Source organism: Arthrobacter sp. V1I7 (assembly GCF_030817015.1).
Taxonomy (GTDB): domain Bacteria; phylum Actinomycetota; class Actinomycetes; order Actinomycetales; family Micrococcaceae; genus Arthrobacter.
The window spans coordinates 3,536,051-3,559,706 of sequence record NZ_JAUSYS010000001.1 but is presented as its reverse complement, the minus strand read 5'-3'; the positions used below and the strand labels follow the sequence as shown (position 1 = coordinate 3,559,706).

At 65.4% G+C, this 23,656-nt stretch carries 20 protein-coding genes and 1 pseudogene; 7 read left to right on the top strand and 14 right to left on the bottom strand.

What is annotated here, in order from left to right:
• Positions 1-480: 480 nt before the first annotated feature.
• The 3 genes from QFZ69_RS16305 to QFZ69_RS16295 all read left to right on the top strand — a co-directional run bounded on the left by QFZ69_RS16305 (position 481) and on the right by QFZ69_RS16295 (position 3,668).
• Positions 481-1,746, top strand: coding sequence for an ABC transporter substrate-binding protein (locus QFZ69_RS16305; RefSeq protein WP_306912865.1), 1,266 nt, complete (start codon positions 481-483; stop codon positions 1,744-1,746).
• 126 nt (positions 1,747-1,872) lie between these two features.
• Complete coding sequence (locus QFZ69_RS16300) at positions 1,873-2,820, top strand: carbohydrate ABC transporter permease (RefSeq protein ID WP_307000279.1); 948 nt, start codon at positions 1,873-1,875, stop codon at positions 2,818-2,820.
• A gap of 2 nt (positions 2,821-2,822) precedes the next feature.
• Positions 2,823-3,668: a carbohydrate ABC transporter permease gene (locus tag QFZ69_RS16295; RefSeq protein ID WP_306912863.1), complete on the top strand. Its 846-nt coding sequence runs from the start codon at positions 2,823-2,825 to the stop codon at positions 3,666-3,668.
• A 264-nt stretch (positions 3,669-3,932) separates the two neighbouring features.
• Here the strand turns inward: QFZ69_RS16295 and QFZ69_RS16290 are convergent.
• Positions 3,933-5,185: pseudogene (locus QFZ69_RS16290) on the bottom strand (IS701 family transposase).
• 179 nt (positions 5,186-5,364) lie between these two features.
• On the opposite strand from QFZ69_RS16290, the gene QFZ69_RS16285 reads away from it, so the two are divergent.
• The gene (locus QFZ69_RS16285; protein ID WP_306912862.1) at positions 5,365-6,396 is read left to right on the top strand and encodes a Gfo/Idh/MocA family protein; all 1,032 of its coding nucleotides are present in this window, start codon (positions 5,365-5,367) and stop codon (positions 6,394-6,396) included.
• A 356-nt stretch (positions 6,397-6,752) separates the two neighbouring features.
• Here the strand turns inward: QFZ69_RS16285 and QFZ69_RS16280 are convergent, their stop codons facing one another.
• The 13 genes from QFZ69_RS16280 to QFZ69_RS16225 all read right to left on the bottom strand — a co-directional run bounded on the left by QFZ69_RS16280 (position 6,753) and on the right by QFZ69_RS16225 (position 19,247).
• A complete protein-coding gene (locus QFZ69_RS16280) occupies positions 6,753-7,130 on the bottom strand; it encodes a sigma factor-like helix-turn-helix DNA-binding protein (protein ID WP_306912861.1) in 378 nt (125 codons plus the stop codon).
• On the bottom strand, positions 7,072-7,746 hold the full coding sequence (locus QFZ69_RS23375) for a sigma-70 family RNA polymerase sigma factor (protein WP_373461908.1): 675 nt from the start codon (positions 7,744-7,746) through the stop codon (positions 7,072-7,074). Before QFZ69_RS23375 ends, QFZ69_RS16280 begins: the two co-directional genes overlap by 59 nt.
• Before the next feature lie 288 nt (positions 7,747-8,034).
• On the bottom strand, positions 8,035-9,117 hold the full coding sequence (locus tag QFZ69_RS16275) for a glycerophosphodiester phosphodiesterase family protein (RefSeq protein WP_306912860.1): 1,083 nt from the start codon (positions 9,115-9,117) through the stop codon (positions 8,035-8,037).
• Between the two features lie 222 nt (positions 9,118-9,339).
• On the bottom strand, positions 9,340-10,125 hold the full coding sequence (locus tag QFZ69_RS16270) for a DeoR/GlpR family DNA-binding transcription regulator (protein WP_306912859.1): 786 nt from the start codon (positions 10,123-10,125) through the stop codon (positions 9,340-9,342).
• Positions 10,126-10,254: 129 nt separating this feature from the next.
• Complete coding sequence (locus QFZ69_RS16265; RefSeq protein ID WP_306912858.1) at positions 10,255-10,935, bottom strand: SDR family NAD(P)-dependent oxidoreductase; 681 nt, start codon at positions 10,933-10,935, stop codon at positions 10,255-10,257.
• Positions 10,925-12,244 (bottom strand): exo-alpha-sialidase, encoded by a 1,320-nt coding sequence (locus tag QFZ69_RS16260; RefSeq protein ID WP_306912857.1) that lies wholly within the window; start codon positions 12,242-12,244, stop codon positions 10,925-10,927. Before QFZ69_RS16260 ends, QFZ69_RS16265 begins: the two co-directional genes overlap by 11 nt.
• Before the next feature lie 3 nt (positions 12,245-12,247).
• Positions 12,248-13,024 carry an HpcH/HpaI aldolase/citrate lyase family protein gene (locus tag QFZ69_RS16255; RefSeq protein WP_306912856.1) on the bottom strand — a complete coding sequence of 259 codons (777 nt, stop codon included), beginning with the start codon at positions 13,022-13,024 and terminating at the stop codon, positions 12,248-12,250.
• A 38-nt stretch (positions 13,025-13,062) separates the two neighbouring features.
• On the bottom strand, positions 13,063-14,052 hold the full coding sequence (locus QFZ69_RS16250; RefSeq protein ID WP_306912855.1) for an aldo/keto reductase: 990 nt from the start codon (positions 14,050-14,052) through the stop codon (positions 13,063-13,065).
• A gap of 55 nt (positions 14,053-14,107) precedes the next feature.
• A complete protein-coding gene (locus QFZ69_RS16245; protein ID WP_306912854.1) occupies positions 14,108-14,932 on the bottom strand; it encodes an ATP-binding cassette domain-containing protein in 825 nt (274 codons plus the stop codon).
• Positions 14,925-15,797 carry an ABC transporter ATP-binding protein gene (locus tag QFZ69_RS16240; protein ID WP_306912853.1) on the bottom strand — a complete coding sequence of 291 codons (873 nt, stop codon included), beginning with the start codon at positions 15,795-15,797 and terminating at the stop codon, positions 14,925-14,927. Before QFZ69_RS16240 ends, QFZ69_RS16245 begins: the two co-directional genes overlap by 8 nt.
• A gap of 1 nt (position 15,798) precedes the next feature.
• Positions 15,799-16,737 carry an ABC transporter permease gene (locus QFZ69_RS16235; protein WP_306912852.1) on the bottom strand — a complete coding sequence of 313 codons (939 nt, stop codon included), beginning with the start codon at positions 16,735-16,737 and terminating at the stop codon, positions 15,799-15,801.
• On the bottom strand, positions 16,734-17,669 hold the full coding sequence (locus QFZ69_RS16230) for an ABC transporter permease (protein WP_306912851.1): 936 nt from the start codon (positions 17,667-17,669) through the stop codon (positions 16,734-16,736). The genes QFZ69_RS16235 and QFZ69_RS16230 overlap by 4 nt, the downstream gene beginning before the upstream one ends.
• A 3-nt stretch (positions 17,670-17,672) precedes the next feature.
• Positions 17,673-19,247, bottom strand: a complete 1,575-nt coding sequence (locus QFZ69_RS16225; protein WP_306912850.1) for an ABC transporter substrate-binding protein — start codon at positions 19,245-19,247, stop codon at positions 17,673-17,675.
• Between the two features lie 226 nt (positions 19,248-19,473).
• On the opposite strand from QFZ69_RS16225, the gene pdxA reads away from it, so the two are divergent.
• The 3 genes from pdxA (at position 19,474) to QFZ69_RS16210 (ending at position 23,560) form a co-directional block, all read left to right on the top strand.
• On the top strand, positions 19,474-21,921 hold the full coding sequence (gene pdxA, locus QFZ69_RS16220) for a 4-hydroxythreonine-4-phosphate dehydrogenase PdxA (RefSeq protein ID WP_306912849.1): 2,448 nt from the start codon (positions 19,474-19,476) through the stop codon (positions 21,919-21,921).
• 106 nt (positions 21,922-22,027) lie between these two features.
• Entirely contained in the window at positions 22,028-22,975 is a 948-nt protein-coding gene (locus QFZ69_RS16215; RefSeq protein ID WP_306912848.1) for a 2-hydroxyacid dehydrogenase, read from the top strand.
• Positions 22,976-23,179: 204 nt separating this feature from the next.
• The gene (locus tag QFZ69_RS16210; RefSeq protein WP_306912847.1) at positions 23,180-23,560 is read left to right on the top strand and encodes a VOC family protein; all 381 of its coding nucleotides are present in this window, start codon (positions 23,180-23,182) and stop codon (positions 23,558-23,560) included.
• Positions 23,561-23,656: the final 96 nt, after the last annotated feature.

Here is a 23,656-nt window from a genome sequence, read left to right as displayed (position 1 = left end):
GGAACCAAGTGGGCTGCTTGCGTCGATATCGGCGCGGCTGGGCATTTCCCGGAACATCGTCGCGAAAGCGGCCAGTGCCGAGGCCCGCCCACTACGTGCGTTCGCCGCAGGATTCCGGGATCAAGAAGGTGGCGCTGGCGATCAGGACCCTGCTGAAGGAGAACCCACGGCACCGACGACCGTGTTGGGCCGAGCGGATGGGCTCGGCCGGGTCCCCGCGCTGTTCAGGAAAACGCCGTAAGGATCGGGCCGGGGCATGCCTCCCGCGGATCCGGCGGACCGTATCAGTTACGAACCCGGGGACCAGGCATAGTGTTTTCGCTCCACGGGGTTGACGCTGGGCCATTAGTAAGGTTATCTGGTTAACTAACACCGACCGGCAGTGACTGCCCTCACACCGAGCGCTTTCGACGTGAATCCCCCGGTTGGAGAACCAGAACCCACGAACTGGGACCGCAGTTCAAAAAATAAGGAGCTTTGATGAGGAAAGTACTCGGCGCGGTGGCGGCGTTGGCCGTCGCGGCTGGACTTCTGACGGGATGCGGCTCTAGCGAGACATCCGATGCCAGTAAGAAACAAGATCTCACCTTCTGGGTGTACTCGGATTTCACCCAAGGTGAAGCCGGTGCTCTCATGAACAAATTTGTTGACGAGTTCAAGCAGGAACACGCCAACGTCGGTTCCGTCACGCTGGTGCCGAAGAACGACGCAGACCTTCTTTCGGGCCTGATGTCCGGCGTCGGGCTGCCCGATGCTTTCAGTGCCAGCGCCCGTGATGGTAGGAAGTACCGTGATGCCGTTGGACTTCTCGATCTAAAGCCGGTCTTTGACGAGAACTACGCGAAGGGCTTTTACCCGAAGGCATTGGATGCCGTTTCCCAGGACGACGGCGTCTGGGCGGTTCCGTTCATCAGCTACACCCCAGTCATCTACCGAAACCTCACCGTGCTCAAGAATGCCGGCGTAGACCCTGCGGAGGGTATCCCGACCCAGCAGGCGTTCCTCGACCAGCTTGCAAAGGTGCAGGCATCAGGAGTGGCAGCTACGCATTCCTGGACGAAAGACGACTACTTCGGGCCGGGAGCGATCATGGCCGCCGATGCCGACAACATCACTGAGGGCGTCAAGGACGGGAAGACGACCATCAAGCCCGAGGAGCTGGAGCGCACTTTCGAGAGCGTCAATGCCATAAACCAGTTCGGCAACCAGTCGATGATCTACAAGGCCGACAGCACCATGGAAGCTTTCAAGTCGAACAAGCTCGGGTACATGATTGGTGGTCCCTGGAGTGAACCAGCTATAAAGCAGAGTGGCGCCGAGTACGACTTCGTCCTCACGCCTCCCCATGAGGCCGGCGGCAGGACCGGCGGGCTCCAGGGATGGGACTTCTTCTACGGCGTCGAGAGTAAGGACGAAGCCCGCAACGAACTGGTTGCGGAATGGCTGAAGAAGCTCGGGTCGTACGACGTACAGAAGCAATGGACTCTCAAGACCGGGCGCCCCACGCTGCGGCAGGACGTCATGGACGATCCGGCCGTTGTCGGCTCCTCAGCGATGGCGAAAGTGTCCTCCGAGGGCCTCAAAGGCGGCATGCCGCAGATGGACTTCATGAACTCGGGCGTGTTTTGGCCCAGCGCCATGACCGACTCTGTGGCGCAGCTGGGTGCCGGAACGCTCACGCCCAAGCAGACCGCCGAGGAATTCATCAAGGGAATTAATAGCCTTTACGCTGAGGCCGGCGAGTAACCCCGACGGAACCTGTGCCCGGAGGCGACTCCGGGCACAGGTTCCACGACTGCAGGAAAGAAAGGTGCTCCCGTGAGTACGGAGTTGAAGCCGACTATAGATCGGGCGACGCAGAGGAGTCGCAATGTGCCGACACCTAATCGTCGTCTCCCTTTGAAAACCCGCATTGCCCGGAGCCTCCCCATTTACATAGGACTCGCTCCGTTCTTCCTCCTGCTCATCGTCTTCGTTGGCGCACCCATGGTCTACGGCCTGGCCATGAGCTTCACGGACTGGTCCGTGTCGAGCCGGAGCACCGTCCATTTCGTGGGCCTGGAAAACTACATTTACATCCTGAGCGGTGAAGGGCTGGGGTCAACCCGATTCCTCAAGTCACTCCTCAACCTGGCTATCTACGTGCCCATCACCGTTGCCATTGGCCTTGCCGTCTCACTGGGTTTGGCACTCATCGTTCACAACCTGCCCAGGCGGTTCCAGTCGTTTCTGCGCAGCGGGTTCTTCGTGCCCACCGCGATTCCCTTGTTCCTCTGCGTGGGCATTTGGCTGTGGTTGATGGACTCGGACAACGGGCTGGTGGCATCCAGCCTCGCCAAGCTGGGAATCGGAGTGGATGTCAACTGGGTCAACACAGCCGGATGGGCGATCGCACTGATCATCTTCATCGACGTGTGGCACTCAGTCGGATTCAACTTCGTCATTTTCAGCACTGGCATGCAGGAGATTTCGGAGGACCTTTACGAGGCTGCGGACCTGGACGGCGCGAACGTGTTCCAGAAGATGAAGCACATCACCATCCCGATGATGGAGCCCATCATTTTCTTCGTCATCACTTACTCGCTTATCAGCGCCCTGCAGGTATACGACATCCCGCAAATTCTGACCAGCGGTTCCGATCCAAACTCGGTCGGTGGTCCAAACCAGGTCATGCTGTTCCCCGTCATGGAGATGGTCCGTAACGTGCGAATAGGCGGCGAAGCCGCCCTTGGCCGGGCGGCCGCCGAAGGCGTGATCCTTATGGTGATCATCGTCGCTGTGACCTTCATAATGTTCAAGCTGCGCCGGAAGAAGGTGTGATCATGCGATCACGTGTTGTTGGCAAGAAGAGATCGCGTGCAAGCGTCATCCTCATGGCCGGACTTGCGCTCATCTGGCTACTGGCCAGCCTCTACCCGCTGTGGATGATCCTTAGCGCCACGTTCTCCTCAGATTCGACGAACATGAGCACCGTGCTCGTACCTGACGACCTCAACAACGGGTGGTCCAAGGTAGTCGAGGCGTTCACAGCACTCGACCTGGGCACCACCCTGCGCGATACGCTGATCTTCACACTGATCGCAATCGCGGGAATGGCCCTCACCAGTTCCCTGGCGGCCTACGAATTCACCTTCTTTGAGTTCCCCGGCAAAAAGTTCCTGTTCGCCATCCTCATGGGCTCAATGATGCTTCCGCTCGTTCTGTACGTCGTGCCGCTCTATCGACAGGTTTTCAATATGGGGCTGGCCGACTCATATCTTGGCGTAGCCCTACCTCTCATGGTGTCCCCGCTTTCGGTATTCATCCTCATGCAGTTCATGGAAGATCTACCACGATCATTCATCGAAGCGGCACAGGTCGACGGGGCCGGTCACTTCCGTATCTTCTTCCTTATCGTCGTCCCGATGCTGAGGAACGGTCTGATCACAGCCACTGTTCTGCTCGCCCTAAGCGTGTGGGGTGCGTTCCTGTGGCCCTCGCTGGTAACGGGCCAGGACGTGCAGGCGTTGAGCGTCGCGATTGCGAACATGTTCAACCCGAACTTCTACGTAGATCCACGCGTGCGTTTTGCAGCCATGCTCATCGCGATGATCCCCCCGCTGCTGGTCTACATCCTCTTCCAGCGCCACGTCATCAAGGGAGTAGCCATGTCCGGCGTAAAGGGCTAATTCAAGACCAAAAACATCGCAGTACGGCGGCGCCGGCCCTAGGGAGGGTTGGCGCCGCTGGCTTTAGATCGGGGCCCCGCAGGGCCGGTGTGTTCGCGGTTATGATCCTTATTGCCATCGTGGCCCTGGTCCTGACCCAGCCAGGCACTGTTCGAACTGATCTAGTAGTACTTTGTTAGGTTGGTGGGGCGTGTTGGCAGTAGGGGCAGCGTCTGAGCTGTCGGATGAGGATCCGTTGGAGTTCCTTGAGGACCCCGTACAGGCTCAGGCTGCCCCTGCTGCTTTTGGGGTGGCAAGGCGTTTTTTGGTGATGAACAGGTGTGCTGCGGACACGAGGGTGACGTGGTGGTGGAAGCCCGGGAAGGATCGTCCTTCGAAGTGGGAAAGGCCGAGGCCGGTTTTCAGTTCGCGGTAGTCGTGTTCAATGCGCCACCGGATTTTCGCCAGCCTGACCAAGGTCCTGGTTGGTGTGTCGGCGGGCAGGTCGGAGAGCCAGTAGTCGGTGGGCTCCTTGGCGCCGGGTGGCCATTCGGCGATCAGCCAGGCCTCGGGCAACGATCCGTCTTCGCCGGGGGCGATGTGCCGGCTGGCAGGTCTGACGCGCAGGGCCAGGAAGCGGGATTTCATGGCCGCGGTCCTGTTGGTGCCGGTGTTCTTGGTGCCGTGCCGCCAGGTGATCCTGCGTAGTTGTCCCCTTCCGGCGGCCACCGCGAGTTCGGCCAGGCTGGCCGGGTCCTGTCGGTAGCGGGGCACACTGGGCCTGCCCCTGGGGCCGGAGCGTTCGGCGAGTTCGGGAACGGCATTGGCCGGGTAGGCGCTGGTGGATGCCTTGACCGCCATCACCCACGGAATGGACCGCCGGGTCAGCTCAAGCCGGAACAGCGCGTTGTCCCCGTACCCGGCGTCGGCAACCGCGACCGGGCATCTGCGCCCCCAATGGGCGAGTTCATCGATCATCTCCAGCGCGAGTTCCCACTTGGGCCGGTGCCGTACGTATTCGGGGATCTTCGCCTTGATCCGGCGGGCGGCGACGGCTTCGGCGTGCTCGTTGGTGTCCGCACAGGCGTCATCCCAGGCCTCGGGCACGAACAGGCGCCAGTTCACGGGGCCGAGGCATGGTCGGTGACCATGTGCACGGTGGAGGCAACCTGGCAGTTGCCGATCTTGCCCAGCGTGCCCGAGTACTGGCGCGCCACGCACGCCGAGGCGGCCCCGTCCTTCTTGAACCCGGTATCGTCAATCACCCACGCCTCCGGCACGATAGCCTCATCGGCCAGGGCTGCCAGGCGGCGGCGGACCGGCTCCACCTCCCACGGCGAGGACGTAACGAACTGCTGCAGCTGCTGGTGGTCCACATCCAGGCGCTCCGCCATCGGCTGCATCGACTTGCGCCGCCCCTCCAGCATCAACCCCTGCAGATACAGCCGGCCCTTCGCCCGCTGGTCCTTCCGGCCCAACGACGCGAACACCTGCCCGACGTAATCCTCCAGCTCGACCCGCAGTCCTGCCTCTTCCATGCCCACGAAACGAAATTAACAGCTCAGGCCAGCGATTAAAAGCCCCTCACCGAAGACCTAACAAAGTACTACTAGGACCCGGCGAACTTATTCAAAGTGATGTGACAGGTGCCGTACCGGACAGGGCAATGACTACTTCATAGAGAAACGTAACGATGAAGAATCTACGGAGGAACCGAATGAGTACGAGCAAAATCAACTGGGGAATTCTCGGTCCAGGTAAGATCGCCCGCCGCTTCGCAGCACAACTTCCGCTCAGCAGCACCGGCGTCCTGACCGCCGTCGCCGGGCGAGATATAGGGAGGGCCGCCGCCTTCGCGGAAGAATTTGGCGCCAGTCGTGCCCACTCGAGCTTCGAGGAACTTCTCGCGGACTCGACTGTCGAAGCCGTATACATCGCCACGCCACACACCCTGCACGCCGAACTGGCCATCAAGGCGGCGAATGCGGGAAAACACGTGCTGTGCGAAAAGCCCATAGCCGTCAATCACGGCTCTGCCATGGCCGTCGCCGAGGCTGCACTGCGCAACGGCGTAGTCATGCTTGAGGGCTACATGTACCGTTTCCACCCGCAAATTGACACGCTCCTTGAGCTTCTGAGCAGCGGTGCGATAGGCGCAATACAACATATCGATGCCAGCTTCGCGTTCGTGGGCAAGAATAGGGATAGTTGGCTGTTTGACGAGGCGAGAGCCGGCGGCGGCATACTCGACGTCGGTGGATACCCCGTCTCCATGGCTCGCCTTATCGTGTCGGCCGCGCTCAACAAACCAAGTGAACCAGTTTCGGTGACAGCTCAAGGCCACATTGCGGGTAACGTCGACGAATGGTCGACCGCCAGCCTGTGCTTCGAGTCTGGAATAACCGCGAACGTGCGGGCAGGCATTGTTCTAGGTAATGAAGAACGTCTCCTTATATATGGTGCTCGCGGAAGCATCCAGTTGCACACGCCGTGGGTCGTAGAGCCGGAAGACCACCCGACGATCACGGTATCGAAGGCAGGCGAGCCTTCTGAGACGATCGTGTGTGGCGCAGGGGCAGCGTATGCGGCCGAAGCCGACGCCCTCGCTATTGCCATCGCCGGTGACGGCCAGGTGGACCGGATGAACATGGCCGACTCCCTAGCTAATCTTCGCGTGCTCGATCAGTGGCGGGACCAGATTGGCCTGCGCTACTCCTTCGAAAGAGAAGACGCTTCATCCCGACCGTGAGCGGCGAACCCCTCGCTGTGCGGGCGAACACGATGGAATACGGTGCTATTGCCGGCATCGACAAGAAGGTGTGGCCACCGCTGCTGAGTTGACCCGGACAGCCCAGCTTCGCCGTGTACGAGATGCACGAGCAGGCCGGCCGCACACGGGAGGCCCAGCGCATCCGCGCCGTCGTTGCACAGCAACTGGCGCCGTTCACCTCCAACAATGCCAGCCCGTCCTGGTCGGCATCGGTGAGGCCCCGGCCGCCGGTCCGACGGCGACGGTCACCGGCGCTCCGGCCAGCGCGGCGTGTTCCCGGTCCGCGCGGGCGAGGTCGGGGGACAAACGCGGACAGCCCTCTTGTCTGCGGAGTCTTAGTCGCGCAGCACGCAGGCGGCGTTGTTCGGCAGCCAGCCGTCCTCGCCGGACGAGTTAGCGCCGTCAAACCGATACTGCCGCAGGCGGTCGGACCGGGACGGGTGTTTGAGCTTCGTCATGGCCGTGACCTCGATCTGGCGGATGTGTTCGCGGGTCATGCCGTACGCTTTCCCGACCGCTTCCAGGGTTTTTTCCTCGCCCGTCATCCCGAAGCGCATCGCAATGACCGCTGCCTCCTGCTCGTCGAGCGTGTCGATTACGGCATGTACCCGCTCCTTCAGCTGTTGAAGGAAGAGCGGATCAGCCGCGTCGAGATCAGCAGGGTCCAACAGTTGTTCGGCCAGCGCTGCGGTTCCGCCGTTGCCGTCGGGCACTTTGGCTGTCCAACGAATAAATCGGCTGGTCCAACGTCAGTAGATATTCAACCTTTTCGATCGACTTGTCCGTCAGCCGACCAAGATCTTCCTTGCTGCAAACGGCCCCCGCCATCGTGGCCCTCCGTTGTGCTGACCGGAGTTTCTGGACCTGCTCGACGACGTTTACCGGCAGTCGGATAAGACGGGCTTGATCAGCCAGCGCCCGGATGAGGCCGCGCCGAATGCAGTCCGTGGCGTAGGTGGAGAATTTGAAACCCCTGGTGAAGTCGAACTTGAAGACGGCCGTGTACAGGACCAGGTTCCCTTCCTGGACCAAGTCCAGAAAGTCGAGGCCCCTGTGGGTGTAGTGCATGGCAATCCACACTACTAACCGAAGGTTGGCGTGGAGCAGCGCGTCGGCGGCCCTCTTGCCCAGAAGAACGATGGTTTGAAGCTCCCTTACGTCCCGTCCGGGCCGCGATGTTCCGTCCGTCAGTAGTTGTTCCGCGAAAAGTCCTGCCTCGATCTCTTGCGCCAGCTCTACTTCCTGCTCCGCCGTGAGCAAGTCGTATTGGCGCAGCCGGCGCAGGTAGTCAGCGACAGCGTCGTCGGTGACCCCCTCGCTATCTGCCAGTAGTTCCGGCCGGTCGGCGTCGTCCCGCTCGAACGATTCAGGGACCGAGGAAGCCGCCGCAGGCCCGGGGCCGTCCTGTCGTTTGCTTCGTGGATCAGGTCCGTCATTTCAGCCCCCGCTGGACTCGTCAAGCTCGTGAACGCAGACTACTGGGCCGGTGCGACAATATCCGGAGATCCCCTGCGCCAGGAACGGACGCGGGAGGTCCCACGATATTCCGATCAGCCTGGGATCCGCTTCCACGCAAACGGGGGCGGCAACTGAGTGGCCGCCCCCGTCGTCGTGCTTCTAGCCCTTAGACGGGTAGGCCTTGGGGAGCTTCAGTCCGCGCTCTTCCATTAAGGTGTGCAGGCGGGTGGGGTAGTCGGTGATGATGCCGTCCACGCCGAGGTCCATCAGCAGCTCCATGTCCCCCGTGGTGTTGACGGTCCAGGGGATGACCGGCAGGCCGAGCGCGTGGGCGTCGGTGATCATGCCGGGGGTGACGGAGCGGAAGGCGGGGGAGATGATGTCGTAACCCTGGGCTGCCGCGGCCTTGGCGAGGGATCCGCCGTAGGTGTCGATGTCGATGCCGCCGAGGTTGGGGCTCGCGCCGGGCTTGCCGACCTCGAGCCACGCGTCGCCGCTGGAGAGGGCGGCGAGGGGAAGTTCAGGCGCGATCGTCTTGGTCAGGTTCAGCGAGGACCAGTCGAACGACTGCACGGTGCTGCGCCCGGCCATACCGGCGGTGTAGATTTCCGTGACCACGGCCTTGGTCAGCGCGACCATGCCCTCGCCGCCGGACCGGCCGTTTTCCACCTTGGTCTCGATGTTGAAGCGGACCTTCTTGGCATCGGCGTCGTGCACCAGCTGGAAGACGTCCTTGAGCTCGGCGATCCGGTTGCCCTCGATCACGTCCTGCTCCGGGTACCCGCTTAGCTGGGTGAACCCGCAGTCCAGCGTCTTGATCTGCGCGAGCGACAGCTCGGCGACCCGGTCACCGACATACGGGAAGCCGGGGTCGCCGGGAACCGCCGGCGCGGTGTCGCGGCACTTGTCCGCCTGGATCGTGTCGTCGTGCCAGACGATGACCTTGCCGTCGGACGTCAGGTGGGTGTCCAGCTCCAACGTGGTCACCCCAAGCTTCAGCGAATGGGCGAAGGCGGCCAGGGATTCCTCGGTCCATTCGCCGCGGCCGCCGCGGTGGGACTGCAGGTCAAAGGAGCCGTTGCTCTCGTTGGTCTTGATGCTGGCTGTTGCCTCTACGGCAGCAGTTGCGGAAGCGTTCGACGACGGAGCGGGGCCAGCTTCAGGGTTGGAAGCGGCGACGGCGGGACTCGCCAAAACGGCGATGAGCACGGCGGCGGCCGCGGCAGTCAGGGGTGTGCGCATGGGAATGGTTCCTCCTGGATGACGGTTACCGGCGCTGCGCCGGCGACTCGACCACCGTAGGGAGGCCAGGTGGACTGCCGTGTTCGGGGAGCTGGACCTCGGGTTAACACAAGGAAACCTCGCCCGGGGGACGATCAAGCGAGGCGCCCTTCCTCCCGGGGAAGAGCCCTTTTGCTATCAGCCGGATGAGCCCGTCAGAACCTGAGACAGATCAGCAGTACGTCAGGCGGCCCGCGCGGGAGTGGCGTCCACGAGCTGAACCGTGACGCCGGCGTTTCGAAACAGTTCCACCTGTTCCGGATCCGCCTGGTCGTCGGTGACGAGGATCCAGGGGGCGGGAAGCTGAACCCAGGCGTGGAACGGCCGCTTGCCGAGCTTGGTGGAATCCGCGAGGACGTACACCGTGTTGCCTCGCCGCGCCATCAGCTCTTTCAGCCGGGTCTGGACCTGGTCGGCCTCGCACAGGCCGTCCTCCACCGTGACCGCGTCCGCGCCCAGGAACACCCGGTCGAAACTCATTCGCTCCAGGGACGCCTCGGCGAGCGGCCCAACAAAAGTCTGGCTGACGCCGCGGAGCCGTCCGCCCAGGCAGTCGACCTGGATGCCCGGAGAGTCAGCGAGTTCCTGGAGCGTGTTGATGCCCGGAGTGGTGACGGAGAGGTTCTCCCGGCCGCGCAGGGCGTGCGCCATGGCACCCACCGTTGAACCGCCGTCGAGCAGGATGTTCTCGCCCTCCTGCACCTCGGACGCCGCCCAGGCAGCGATAGCCTGTTTCTGCTCAAACGCCTCGCCGGTGCGCTGGCGCAGCGACGGTTCCGGATGTGCCCCCAACGCCACCGCGCCACCGTAGGTCCGGGCGAGCTTCCCCTGTTCGTTGAGCTGCGCGAGGTCCCGACGGATCGTGGAGGCCGTCACCCGGAAGTGCCGCGACAGTTCCTCCACGGACGCCAGACCTGTGGTCACGGCGAGGTGGTAGATCTCTTCGCGCCGGGCTTTGGCGGTGGTCATGGTTGGCTCTCCTTCGGCGGCTGCTGCTGCACCCGTGGCGCTACCCAGCGGTTGGTGGCTGTCCTCATGCTATTCGGCCTCACCGCGAATCCGGTTCACGGGCGCGGTCCGCTCCTAGTGATGATCCGTTCACAGCGACGCGCCGCCGCAGATGACGTAATTCTGCCCGGTGATGGACTTCCCGTGGCGTCCCAGCAGGAACCCGGCGAGCGCAGCCACATCCTCAGGGTCCACGAGCTGGCCAAGGGCGGGCAGCTTCGGCGGTGTGGCGGACCTGCCGGGGTCGGCCAGCATCGGCGTGTCCGTCGGCCCGGGCGAGAGCACGTTCACCGTGATGCCGCGTGGCGCCAGCTCCTGGGCCCAGCTGCGGCCCAGGCCAAGCAACGCCGCCTTGGTCGCCGCGTACTGGCTCTTGCCGGGGGAGCCGGTGGACGTGCGGCTGCCGACTAGGAGCACGCGGCCGCCGTCGGGCATCCGGGGAACCAACGCGTTCGCCAGGTTACTGGCGGCCGCCACGTGAACGGTGAACATGCCGGCCAGGGCGTCAGCCTCCATCTCGCCCAGCATGGCGGTCCGCTGGAACCCGGCAGCGTGGACGAACGCGTTCACCGGGTCCAGGTCCTCGACGCTGGACGCCAGGGACTCCGGGTCCGAGAGGTCCGCGTGCCGCCACCGGAAGCCCGCCCCGAAGGAGGGCTCAGTACGGCTGAGGCCGGTCACCTGCCAGCCGTCGGCCAGCAGCCGGGCCGTAATGGACTTCCCGATTCCCGAGCTGCAGCCGGTGACGAGGGCATGCGGTTCAGCGGTCACTGCCGGCTCTGTCGGTTCCGGCCTGGGCTTCACCCGGCGTGCTGCTGCCTTCGTAGGCCCATTGGGGATCCACGCGGACGTACTTGATGGCCTGGCGGAAGTAGGTGTACGCGATGTTCAGCGCACCGTCCGGGCCCTGGTGGATGGACGGGTAGGAGTATTCGCGGTTCAAGCCGTCGCGGGAGTTGTTGGACAGGCAGTAGCCGTCGCCCACGTCGAGGTTCCGCCGGATCGGCCAGCTGCGGCCCGAGTCCTCGGAGATCGCCAGCGTCATGGGGGACCGCGGCGTGCCCCAGAAGGCACCCCGGCTTTCGCCAGACCCGCCAGACCCGCCAGACGCCGGCTCAGCCGCCGGCTCCGGAAGCTGTCCCTGTTCGGCGGCGAGGCCGTCGTCGTCGATCTCGTCGTAGAGCGAGAGCCGCCGCTCGGTCGACGCCTCGGCGCGGCTGTGGTTGTAGACCAGGGCCAGCCGGCCGTCCGCGAGCGCGGTGAACTGGATCGAGGAGTTGTTGTTCGGCAGTTCGGTCGGAACGGGTTCGCTCCAGGTGCTGCCGTCGTCGGTGGAGCGGGATTCGTAGATCGAGTCGGCCCAGCGGCTCCGGAACAGGGCCAGCAGGGAGCCGTCGGCCACCGGCTGGATGTTCATGTGCACGCAGCCCAGGCTGCCCGGGAGGACATGCTCCGTCCAGCTGGCGCCGCCGTCGTCCGAGATCATCACGGCGCTGTCGTCGCTGTTGCCGACCCACTTCTCGCCGGGCGTGGTGATGCAGCGGAAGATCGGGATGATCCAGCGGCCGGACCGCAGCACGACGGGCAGTTGCCGGACGAACACGCCGCCGGTGTCGTTGGCGGGGAACAGGGTCTCCACCGGGCCCCAGGTTTTTCCGCTGTCCCGGGAGATGCGGCGGCGGACCTCGGCGGTGTCCTGGTTGCCCGCTTTCTGGGCGGTGTACAGCAGCCAGAGTTCGTTGCCCGGGGTGGTGAAGAGGATGGGGTTCTGTTCCGAGCGGGTGGAGTCGTCGGTGAGCTGTTCCGCGGGCGACCAACGGTGACTGCCAGGTTCCAGGGTGGAGAACCAGATCGAGATGTCCGGCACGCCTTCCTGCGTGCCGCCGAACCAGACGCAGCCGAGCCGGCCGTCCGGGAGGGTCAGGAGGTTCGCGGCGTGGCTCTGCACGGTGGGGGCGGGCAGGTACGCGTAGAGGCTGCCGCCTGCTTCCTTGACCTCGCCGTCGGGCGTGATGGTGCTGTAGTCCGCGCTCGAGCCGGCGGCGCTGCTGAGGGAGTCAGTGTTGTGGGTTCCGGGCACGGTTCAGTCCTTTTTGGTTGCGGCGGCCAGGTGGGCCTTGGCGGCCAGCTCCAGGTGGGTCAGGTCGGACGCGATGGTGGTGAAGGTGTAGCCCTGCCGCAGCCGGAGGGCGGCGATGTCGCCGGCGGCCGTGTGGATGCCGGCGGCGATGCCTGCGGACGCGGCCGCTTCCGCGACGGATTCCAGCGCGGCGTTGAACTCCGCTTCGATCGCGGGATCGCCGGGGAAGGCGGCGCCGACGGCCAGAGCCAGGTCGGACGGCCCGACGTAAATGCCGTCCAGTCCCGGCGTCGCACAGATTTCCTTCACGTTGGCGAGCCCGTCCGGGGTTTCGATCATGGCGAACACCAGGGTGGCGGCGTTGGCGTCGGCCGGAATGGGGCCGATCCGCAGGGCCGAGCGCATCGGTCCGTAGGACCGGCCGCCCATCGGCGGGTACTTGGCCGCCGCGACGGCTTTGGCGGCGTCCTCGGCGGTGTTGACCAGCGGCACAATCACGCCGACGGCGCCGGCGTCGAGCGCTTTGCCGATGGCGGTGAGGTTGTTGTCCTCCACCCGCACCATGCCGACGGCGGTGTGCCCGGCGTCGATGGCCATCAGCCCGTTCAGCACGCCGGAGTAGCCGAGCAGTCCGTGCTGCGCGTCCAGTGCCACGTAGTCGTAACCGAGCCGGCTGATGCGTTCGGTGGCGACGGGCGCGTCCAGGACGGCCCAGTAGCCGACGGCCTGTTCACGGGCGCGGACTTTGCGGGCGAATTCGGTAGCGAGTTCCGATGTCATGTTGTTTCTCTGCCTTCAGTTCGGGAGGGGTGTCGTGGTCAGCGGTTGTAGGCGGGCATCGGGCCGCGGAGCCCGGCGCCGACGGCGTCGCAGGCCGCAGTGACGTCGGCCGGCAGCGGGCCCTTGGCCACGGCCGCGATGTTGGCCTGCAGCTGCTCCACCTTGGACCCGCCGAGGAGCATGGAGCCGACGCCGTCGCGGTAGGCCAGCCAGCGCAGGGAGAGCTCCGCGAGGGTGATCCCGGCCTCGGCGGCGATCTCGGCGAGGTCGGTCACGGCCTCGAAGAGCTGCTTGTCCCAGTACCGCTGGGTGTACATGGCGGCGAGTTTGGAATCGCCGAAACGGCCCTCGGAAGGCTTGTCCTCGAAGCTGTGCTTGCCGGTCAGCAGCCCGCCGCCGAGCGGGTTGTAGACCATGGTGTGGACCTGGTGCGTGGCGGCGAATTCGAGGTATTCCTCCTCCACCCGGCGGGCCACCAGGTTGTAGAGCTGCTGCGCCACCACCGGCCGCGGGGCGCCGACCTCGCGGGCCACGTGGATCACGTCGGCGATCTGCCAGGCCGCGAAGTTGGACACGCCGAGGGCGCCGATCTTCCCCTCGGCCGCGAGCTCGGCCACCGTGCTCAGGGTCTCCTCCAAGGGTGTGACCCGGTCCGGCTGGTGCAGGTAGAACAGGTCGATGCTGTCCACGCCCAGCCGGCGGAGGCTGCCCTCCACACTGTTGCGCAGGCCTTCCCGGGACAGCGGTGCATGCTGGCCGTGGTCTGCATGCGGCATGCCGGCCTTGGAGGCGAGGACGACGTCGGCCCGGCGGTCCTTGAGGACGCGGGACAGCATCTCCTCGGTCGCGCCGCCGACGTAGGCGTTGGCGGTGTCGATGGTGGTGATGCCGGCGGCCAGCGCCTCGTCCACCATGCGTCCGGCGGTGGCTTCATCGGCGGTGTCGCCGAACGTCATGGTGCCCAGGACGAGTCGGGAGATCGGAAGCTTCAGGCCGTCCACTGGTGTGCCTTCGGGCTGCTTGCTCATGCGTTGATTCCTCGAGGTTAGGTTGCGGATAATAGCGAAAGTGCGGGGAGCGGGCTCAGGACTTCAGCGCCAGCGACGAGACCAGGTGCCGCGGCTTGAGCCCGCGCATCGAGGCCGGATCCAGGGCTGCCCGGCGGAGCTTGCGGGTGTAGTCCTCCTTCGGCGTGGTCAGGACCGAGGCCGTGGTTCCGGCCTCCACGAGCTTGCCGCTGCGCATCACCATGACGGTATCGCTGATCTCCTGCACCACGCCAAGGTTGTGCGAGATAAAGACGTAGGTGATGCCGGTTTCGTCCTGGATGGACTTCAGCAGGCGGAGCACCTGGGCCTGCACCGAGACGTCGAGGGCGCTGGTGGCCTCGTCGCAGACCAGCAGTTCCGGCTTGGACGCCAGCGCCCGGGCGATCCCGATCCGCTGCCGCTGGCCGCCGGAGAATTCCGCCGGGTGCTTGTCCAGGGAATTTAGCGGCAGGCCCACCTGATCGATCAGCTTCGCCGCGGCCTTCTCCCGCTCGGCCCGTGACCGGACGCCTTGGAGCTTCAGCGGCTCCGCCACGATTTCCTGGGCCGTGAGGTGCGGGTCGAGTGAACCGTAGGGGTCCTGGAAGACCATCTGGAACTTGGAGCGCAAGGGCCGCAGCTTGGCTTCGCTGAGCGGCGCCAGGTCGGTTCCGTCCAGTTCGATCCGGCCGCTGGCCGGCTTGACCAGCCGCATCAGCGCCTTGGCGATGGTGGACTTGCCGCAGCCGGATTCGCCGACGACGGCGACGGTCTTGCCCTTCTCGACCGAGAAGGACACATCGTCCACGGCCCGGAAGGTCCCGCCGGGGACGTGGTAGTCCACCACGAGGTTCTCGACGGACAGGAACGGCTTAGTCATGGTTGGCTCCGGTGCTGGTCAGGGCGGTGTCTGCCGCCGGGGTTTCGTCCCACGGGCCCAGGACCGGCACGGCGGCCAGCAGGCTGCGGGTGTACTCGGTGGCGGGGTGTTCCACGATCTGCTGGACGGCGCCGGATTCGACGAACGCGCCGTCCTTCATGACGTGGATCCGGTCCGAGATCAGCCGGGCCACGCCGAGGTCGTGCGTGATCATCAGGATGCCGATGCCGCGTTGTTCCTGCAGCTCGAGCAGCAGGTCCAGGATGCCGGCCTGCACGGTGACGTCCAGGGCCGAGGTGGGCTCGTCCGCAACCAGCAGCTGCGGTTCGCTGGCGAGGGCGATGGCGATCAGGACGCGCTGGAGCATGCCGCCGGAGAGCTGGTGCGGGTACTTCTTGAGCTGTGCGTCCGGAGTGGGGATGTGGACCTGTTCCAGCAGCCGGATGGCGCGTTTGCGGACGGCGTCCGTGTCCTTGCTGGAGGCGGCCCCGGCAATCCGGATGGCCTCGAACAGCTGGCTGCCAATCGAGTGGACCGGGCTGAGGGCGGTCATCGGATCCTGCGGGATCAGGGCGAGCGTCTTGCCGCGGACCTTCTCGATCGCCTTGGCGTCCTCGGTGACGTCCATGCCGTCGATCAGGACCGTACCGGAGATCACGGCGAGGTCGTCCGGCAGCAGGCGCAGCAGGCCCATCGCCGTCGTTGATTTGCCGGAACCGGACTCACCGATGATGGTGACGGTCTCGCCCCGGTAGATGCTGAAGCTGACCGAATCCACGGCGCGGATGATGCCGCCGTCGGTGATCAGCTCCACCTGGAAGTCGCGGACGTCCAGGAGCGGCTGTTCTGCATGTGCTGCCTTCATGTCAGGCACCCTTCTTCTTGCGGCGGGGACGGTCGCGGAGGCCGTCGCCCAGCAGGTTGACGCCTACCACCATGAGGACGATCACCAGGCCGGGCAGGGTCACCATCCACCAGGAGGTGGTGATGTAGTCCTGGCCGTCGGAGATGATGCGGCCCCAGGTAGCGAACGGCCGCTGCGGGCCGGCGCCGAGGAAGCTGAGCGCGCTTTCCAGCAGCACAGCCTGGGCCAGGAGGAGCAGCACTACCAGCGTGGCCTGCTTGATGACGTTGGGGATGATGTGCTGGATCAGGATCTGGACGCGGTGCAGGCCCAGGATCCGGGCCGCCGCGACGTAGGGCTTCTCGCGTTCCACCAGCACCATGGACCGGGTGAGCCTGGCCACTTCGGGCCATTGGGCGATGGCGATCACGAAGGTGATGACGGGGATCGAGGGGCCGAACAGGGCCACCACCAGCAGCAGCATCATCAGCAGCGGGAGGGACATCTGGGCTTCCAGGACCCGGGAGACCACCGTGTCCACCCAGCCGCCGAAGTAGCCGGCGGCGGCGCCGAGGATAATCCCGATCGCGCCGGAGACCACCACGGCCAGGATGCCGATGGTCAGCGAAACCTGGCCGCCGTGCAGCACCCGGGAGAGCAGGTCGCGGCCCAGCTGGTCGGTGCCGAACAGGTGCCCGTCCGTCAGCGGCGGAAGCCGGCGGGCGGAGAGGTCCTGGGTGTTGGCGTCCGGCAGCGGCAGCAGCTGCGCGAGCAGGATGGGGATGATGACCAGCAGGGTGCAGACCGCGCCGATGCGCATTTTCCATTTGGCTGAATTACGGCGGCGGGTGGCGCCGGCTTTGGCGATCAGTTCCCGGGTGACGGCACTGGGCGAGGGCTTCCGCTCGGACGCCCCGCCCTCGGGCAGATCGGCGGCGGGGGTTGCGGTGTCGAGGCTCATGATGTTGCCGCCTTTCCAAGACGAACTCGGGGATCAAGAAGCGGGTAGGCGAGGTCGATCAGCAGCTGGACCCCGACGGCGAGCAGTGCGGTGAGGAGGACCGTGGCCTGGATCAGGGGGTAGTCGCGGGTTTCGAGGGCACGGACGATCAGCGAGCCGACGCCGGGCCAGGCGAACACCACTTCCACCACCACTACGCCGTTGAGCATGGCGGCGAAGCGGGTTCCGAGGGCGGTGAAGACCGGGATCGCGGAGTTGCCCATGGCGTAGCGCCAGGTAAGGACGGAGTTCCGGACGCCCCGGGACCGGGCCACGGTCAGGTAGGGCGCCGCGAAGTTGGTGGTCATTTCCCGCCGCACCATCCGCGAGATCAGGGCGATCTGGAGGATGGCGATGGTGAGCGTGGGCAGGACCAGGCCGCCCCAGGTTGCAAAGCCGGAGGCGGGGAAGATCGGCACCAGCACGGCGAACGCGGTGAGCAGCATGATGCCGGTCCAGAAGTCCGGCATGGACTGCCCGGCGATGGTCAGGACGTTGACGCCGAATTCCCGCCGGGTGTCCGCGCGCCGTGACATCCAGACGCCGAGCGGGATGGCCACCACGGCGGTGAGCAGGATCGAGGCGGCGGCCAGGGTGAGGGTGTACGGCATGCGTTCCGCCACCACCTGCAGCGCCGGGGCCTGGAAGGAGTACGAGCTGCCGAGGTTTCCGGTGAAGAGCTGCTGCAGGAAGATCCAGTACTGCTCCAGCACCGGGCGGTCCAGGCCGAACTGCTCCCGGACCCTGGCGAGCTGTTCGGTGGTGGCCAGCGGCCCGGCGAAGGACACGGCCGGGTCGCCCGGGGCCAGCCGGATCAGGATGAAGACGGTGGAAACGGTGAGGAACACCGTTAGCAGGCCTTGGCCCAGCCGTTTGAGAATGTAGTTGGTCATGACTCAGGCCTCCAGCCGGACGTCAACAAGCGGGTAGGAGTTCGTGGGTGCCAGGTCCAGGCTGCCGACCCGGTCCCGGTGCGCCAGCACGGACTTGGGGACGAAGGCCCAGGCACAGGGCCAGGTGTCCCAGATGGCCTTCTGCGCGACGGCGAGGAGTTCCTGCCGGCGCACCGGATCCACTTCGGAGGAGGCCGCCTGGACCTTCGCCTGCACGTCGGGGACCACGTAGCCCTGGTAGGTGTCGCGGGTCTTTTCCTTCTCCGCGGTGCCGGCGTACATGCCCTGCATCATGGTGATGGCCAGGCCGGTGGGGCTGCTGAAGCCGTTGCCCAGCAGGTCCCAGTCGCCTTCCTTGCCCTGGCGCCAGGCGAGGATGTTGCCGCCGGGTTCGAACTGCTGGAGCTGGGTCTTGACGCCGATGTTGCCGAACATCTCCGCGAGGGCCTCCATGACGGAGGTGTCGGACGCGAATTCGCCGGTTTCCCAGATGATCTTCAGGTTCAGGTTGGTGGCGCCGAGGCTCTGCAGGGTTGCCTTGGCCTTCTCCGGGTCGTAGTTGTAGGCGCCGGTCTTGGCGAAACCGGTCAGGCTGGAGGGCACCACGCCCTCGGCCTCACTGACCGAGTCCACCAGTACGTCCCGGACCAGGGCCTCGCCGTTGACGGCCCAGCTGAGGGCTTCACGGACCCGGGGGTCGGCCAGCGGATGGCCGGCCGGCTTGCGGAAGTTGTAGAAGATCTGGTTCAGCCGGAGGCTGGACGCCTCTTTTAGTACGACGCCGGGCAGTCCGGCGAGCTGTTCGCGCGAGTCGGGCGTGATGGAGTCAATGACGTCCACCTCGCCGCTGCGCAGTGCGATGACGCGGCTGGACTCTTCGGGGAGGAACCGAACCTCGACCTGGTCCACCTTGGGAGCCTCGCCCCAGTAGTTCTCGTTGCGCTGCAGGCTGTACGTGCCGGCGCCGCGGTTGAACCTGGTGACGACGTACGGGCCGGTGCCCACGCCTTCCTGCAGCTCTTCCGGCTTGTTCTTGGCGGCCGGGCTGATCAGGATCATGCTCATGAGCGAGTCCAGGATGGGGATGGGGTTCTTGGATTCCATCCGGAACGTGCGGTCATCAACGGGCACCACGGTCGGGAACTCGGGGAAGAAACCGGCCACGAAGGAGCCCTGGACCTGCTGGTACATCTTGAGGGCCGTGGCGACGTCCTCGATCTGGAGCGGCGTGCCGTCGGAGTACTTGACGCCTTCGCGGAGCCGCACCGTCCACTGCGTGGGCGAGGTCATCTCGAAGCTCTCGGCCAGGACCAGGATGGGCTTCGTTTCAGGGCCGATCGCGGTAAGGCCCTGCCGGACGGCGCGCTGCACGGTAACGGCGGCGTCGAACTGGTTGAGTTTGTTGTCCAGGCTGACCAGGGACCTGTTCAGTGCCAGGGTCAGGGTGCTGGGGCCCGGCAGGCCGGTGGGGCCGGCACATCCGGCGACACTGCCTGTGCCCAGGAGAAACCCGCCCAGTGCGCCGAACTGCAGGAGGCGGCGGCGGGAAATCTCACTTCCTTGAGGAAGAACGGTCATCGTTGACCTCTCGGGTAGAAAGGGACGGCTGGCGGCCGGATGGCCTTGCGCCGTGTTACCTGGATCACTTTGCCATGATTGCGCGTTTTGCGCAATAGCTCTAGCGCGATCCGCGCAGTTGTGTCATCATGGGAACACCATCGGCCCGGATATCGGCTCGTTGGCGGCTGGCGTTACCAGCTCACTTATCAGCTCATCTAGCGACACAACCAGGGAGGAGGCAGACATGGCAGCAGTCCTCATACAGGCCGACGATTTTTCCGGTGCCGCCGAAGTGGCGCAGTGCTTCGCCCAGCACGGGCTCAGCACGCGGATCCTGCTGGAACCTTCTTTCGTGGAAGCTGGGATTTCCCCCGTCTCCGACGTAGTTGTCGTTGATACCCACTCGCGCTCATCTGCCCCGGAGGACGCCGCTACCGCGGTGGCGCGGGCGTTTGCTGGTCAGGCAGTGGCCGGCTCGCAGGTGCTGTTCAAGAAGATCGACTCGCTCTGGCGGGGCAACGTCGGCGCCGAAGTCGGTGCCCTGGCAGGCCTCGGCTACCACGTCCTGGTTGCGGGCGCACTGCCCCAGTTGCGCCGCACCGTAGTGGACGGACGGCCCTATGCGGATGGGGTTCCTCTGGCCGAAACTGCGCTCTGGAAAGCGGAGGCGGATACGCCGCCGTCGCACCTGTCGGCGCTGGGCCTCTCGGGCGGCGAGTTGGCTGCCGGCGGTGCTGTCGGCGATGCCGCCCCAGCCGGGTTGCAAACGCTGGATCTGGCCGCGGTACGATCCGACGACCTGGCCGCCAGGCTCAGCCAACTGTTCTCCCGTGGCGTCCCCACCACGGTGATAGCGGACGGCGAAACCGAGGCGGACCTGGAAGCCGTTGTCGAAGCCCTCGCCCGGTTGGTCTTTGCCGCCGGCGGCCGGCGGATTGTCCTGGTGGGGACGGGCGGCATCGCCGATGTCCTCGCCCGGTCGGTGCGGTCTGGAGTAGGGTCCGCGGGGGATACCGAAACCGTCGAGCCTGCGCACAACACGCAGGCCCCCGTGCCGGACCCGAGCACCTCAAGCTTCAGTGGAAGCGGGGGCGCGCGGCCGGCGCTCGCCGTCGTCGGCTCCGCCTCTGCGGCTGCCCGAAGGCAACTGCGGGAGCTCCAGGCCGGAGGCTTCCGGCTGGTCGGGCTCACCCCGGATGAGCTGCGTCGGCACACGGCGGACTCGAAACTCCACGCCGTGCGGGAGGCGTTGGCCGCCGGCGATCCGGTGGCCCTGACGGTCACCGCCGAGCAAGTGGATCCCCGCCAAGCCGGCGAGATCGTCCGGAACCTGGCGCGCTTCGTCTCTGAGGCGCTGGAACCCGCGACGTCCGGCACACCGATTCTTCCCGACCTCATCCTGACGGGCGGCGAGACCGCCCGCGAGGTCCTGGACACCCTCGGCATCCGGACCCTGGAGCCGCTGGAAGCCGTCCAGCACGGGGCCGTGACCAGCCTCGCCGACGACGGCAGGCTGGTCGGCACCAAGCCCGGCAGCTTCGGCGATGACCAGGCCCTGCTGCAGCTCTATTCCTCCATCCAGGGCCGCCGGACGACCGATCCGGCCGGCCTGACCAAACAAAAACCACTCGACCCTTCCGATCCATCTGGAGAAGCTATGAATTCAGCGTTGAACGCGACCCAACAGGACACCCGACCCTTCATCGCGGTCACCATGGGCGACGGCGCCGGCGTCGGCCCCGAAGTGACTGTGGGCGCGCTGCTGGCCGAGAACGCCTACCGGGACTGCCGCCCGGTGGTCATCGGGGACCTGTATCGGCTGGAACTGGGTGCGAAGGCTCTCGGCGTGAAGGCCGAGATTGTGGAGATCCAGGACGTTGCCGAGGCCGTCTTCGAACCGGTTCGGATCAATGTCATTGATCCGAAGCTGCTGCCGCATGACCTGCCCTGGGGTGTGGAGTCCGCGGTGGCGGGCAACGCCGCATACCACTACATCCGCATCGCCTGCGAGCTCGGCATGAGCGGCCAGGTGCAGGGGATCTGCACGGCCCCGCTGAACAAGGCCGCGCTGCACAAGGCCGGGCACATCTACCCGGGCCACACCGAGCTGCTGGCGCACTTCATGGGGATCGAGGAAGTGTCGATGATGCTGTCCACGCCCAAGGTCAAGGTCATCCATGTCACCACGCATATCGGGCTGATCGACGCGGTCAACAAGATCGAGCCCGGCCTGGTGGAGCGCACCGTCCGCCGCGGCCACAGCGCGATGCAGCGTGCCGGCATCGCCAACCCCAAGATCGGCGTTTGCGCGATCAACCCTCATGCGGGGGAGAACGGCCTGTTCGGCTACGGCGAGGAAGCGGAAAAGATCACCCCGGCCATCGAGAAGCTGCAGGCCGACGGGATCAACGCCATCGGCCCGCTCCCGGCCGACACCGCCTTCTTCCTGGCCGGCCGCGGCGACTACGACCTGATCGTGGCGATGTACCACGACCAGGGCCACGGCCCGGTCAAGGTCCTGGGCATCGAAGCCGGCGTCAACATCACCGTGGGCCTGCCCGTGATCCGCACCTCCGTGGACCACGGCACGGCCTTCGACATCGCGGGCAAGGGCATCGTGGACGTGCGCAGCATGATCGAAGCACTGCGCCAAGCCGCCGAGATGTCGCCGAGCCCGGCGCTGCAGAAGTAGAGAGCCGACGGTCCCTTTTCCGAGTCTCCGCAATCATATTGAGGCCGTCAGAGGCAGATAGGCCAGACTGGTGGTGCGACAGTGGAATCGAGAGAAGGATGCGCGCATGCCCGGTTCAGCCCCGTCACGAAAACTACGAGTCAGCCTGCCTGACCAGAGGCTGATGGAGGCACTTGAGCCGTCCGACGGCGTCGAGGTTCTCCTCTGGGACTTTACGGGTCCGGCGCCGGCCGGGCAGTTTGATCTTGTGGTGCCGCCCTACATGGGCACGCCGGCGGCGCTGACGGCGCTGCATTCTGTGGACGTCGGGCTGGTTCAGAGCCAATCGATCGGGTACGACGGCGTGGCGGCGGTACTGCCCCCGAGTTGCCTGTTTGCCAACGCGGCCGGCGTCCATGAAACGTCGACGGCGGAACTTGCGGTGGGCATGATGATCGCCAGCCAGCGGGGGATCCCGGATTTTGTGCGGAACCAGGCGACCGGGGCCTGGGATAGCAAGCAGCGTCCCAGCCTGGCCGACCGGCGCGTGCTCCTGGTGGGGTACGGGGGAGTGGGGAAGGCGGTTGAGGCCAGGCTGCTGCCGTTCGAGACTGAGGTAACGCGGCTGGCCAGCCGCGCCCGCGAAGACGGGCAGGGCAGGATTTACGGCATTGATTCCCTGTTCGACCAGCTGCCCCTGCATGACATTGTTGTGGTCAGTGTTCCCCTGAGCGAGCAGACCCGGCAGCTCGTGGATGACCGGTTCCTCGCGGCGATGCCGGACGGGGCGTTGCTGGTGAACGTGGCCCGCGGGCCCGTGGCCGATACCGAGGCGCTGCTGCGCGAGACCTCAACCGGCAGGCTCCGGGCCGCTCTGGACGTGACGGACCCGGAGCCGCTGCCGCGCGACCACCCCCTGTGGACCGTGCCGGGCGTCCTGATCACGCCGCACGTAGGCGGGGCGAGCTCGGCCATGCTGCCGCGGATGGCGCGGCTCATCCGGAAGCAAATCCGGTTGCTGCAGTCCGGGCAGGAACCCATGAACGTGGTGCTGGGCGGAGTCGCTGGACCTTAGTGCGAAAAGGGCCATAATGGCCACATAAGCTTCGGGGACCCTCACGCCGGCGATGGCTGGCACGGCGTTGAAGTGTTCCAGGTGGCTGCCCGGCACTCGGCGCAACGGGCGGTCACGGCCCCGGACGAGGACATATCCGGGAACCGAAACAGGGGGGAGCACCGTGCGTCGCTGTGACACATCAACGCGCAGAAGGAACCCAAAATGCTCAAGGATCTAAACATTCTGGCTGTCCTCCCGGCAAAGGACATCAATAGGGCGAAGGATTACTACCGGGACAAGCTGGGAATCGAATCCTCTGATTCGCTGGAGGAAGACAGCCTGCTGTACCGCTGCGGCAACGGAACGGGCTTTCTCGTTTACCAGACAGAGAACGCAGGGACAGCGAAGAATACCCAGATGGGCTGGGAAACTGACAACCTCGAACGCGAGATGGAGGAACTGCGAGGCCGCGGCGTCGTCTTTGAAGAGTACGATTTTCCCGGCCTGAAGACTGAGAATGGCGTTGCCACCAATGATTGGGGGAAGGCTGCCTGGTTCCTGGACAGCGAGGGCAACATTCTCAACATCTCCCAGCGCGCGTAGGCCGGATGCCGGCACCGATCAGCGACGCAAAGCATCGCTTCCGCCGGCAACGAAGCCGAAGGGAACCGGCCCCCGCCTTTACAGCGGGAGCCGGTT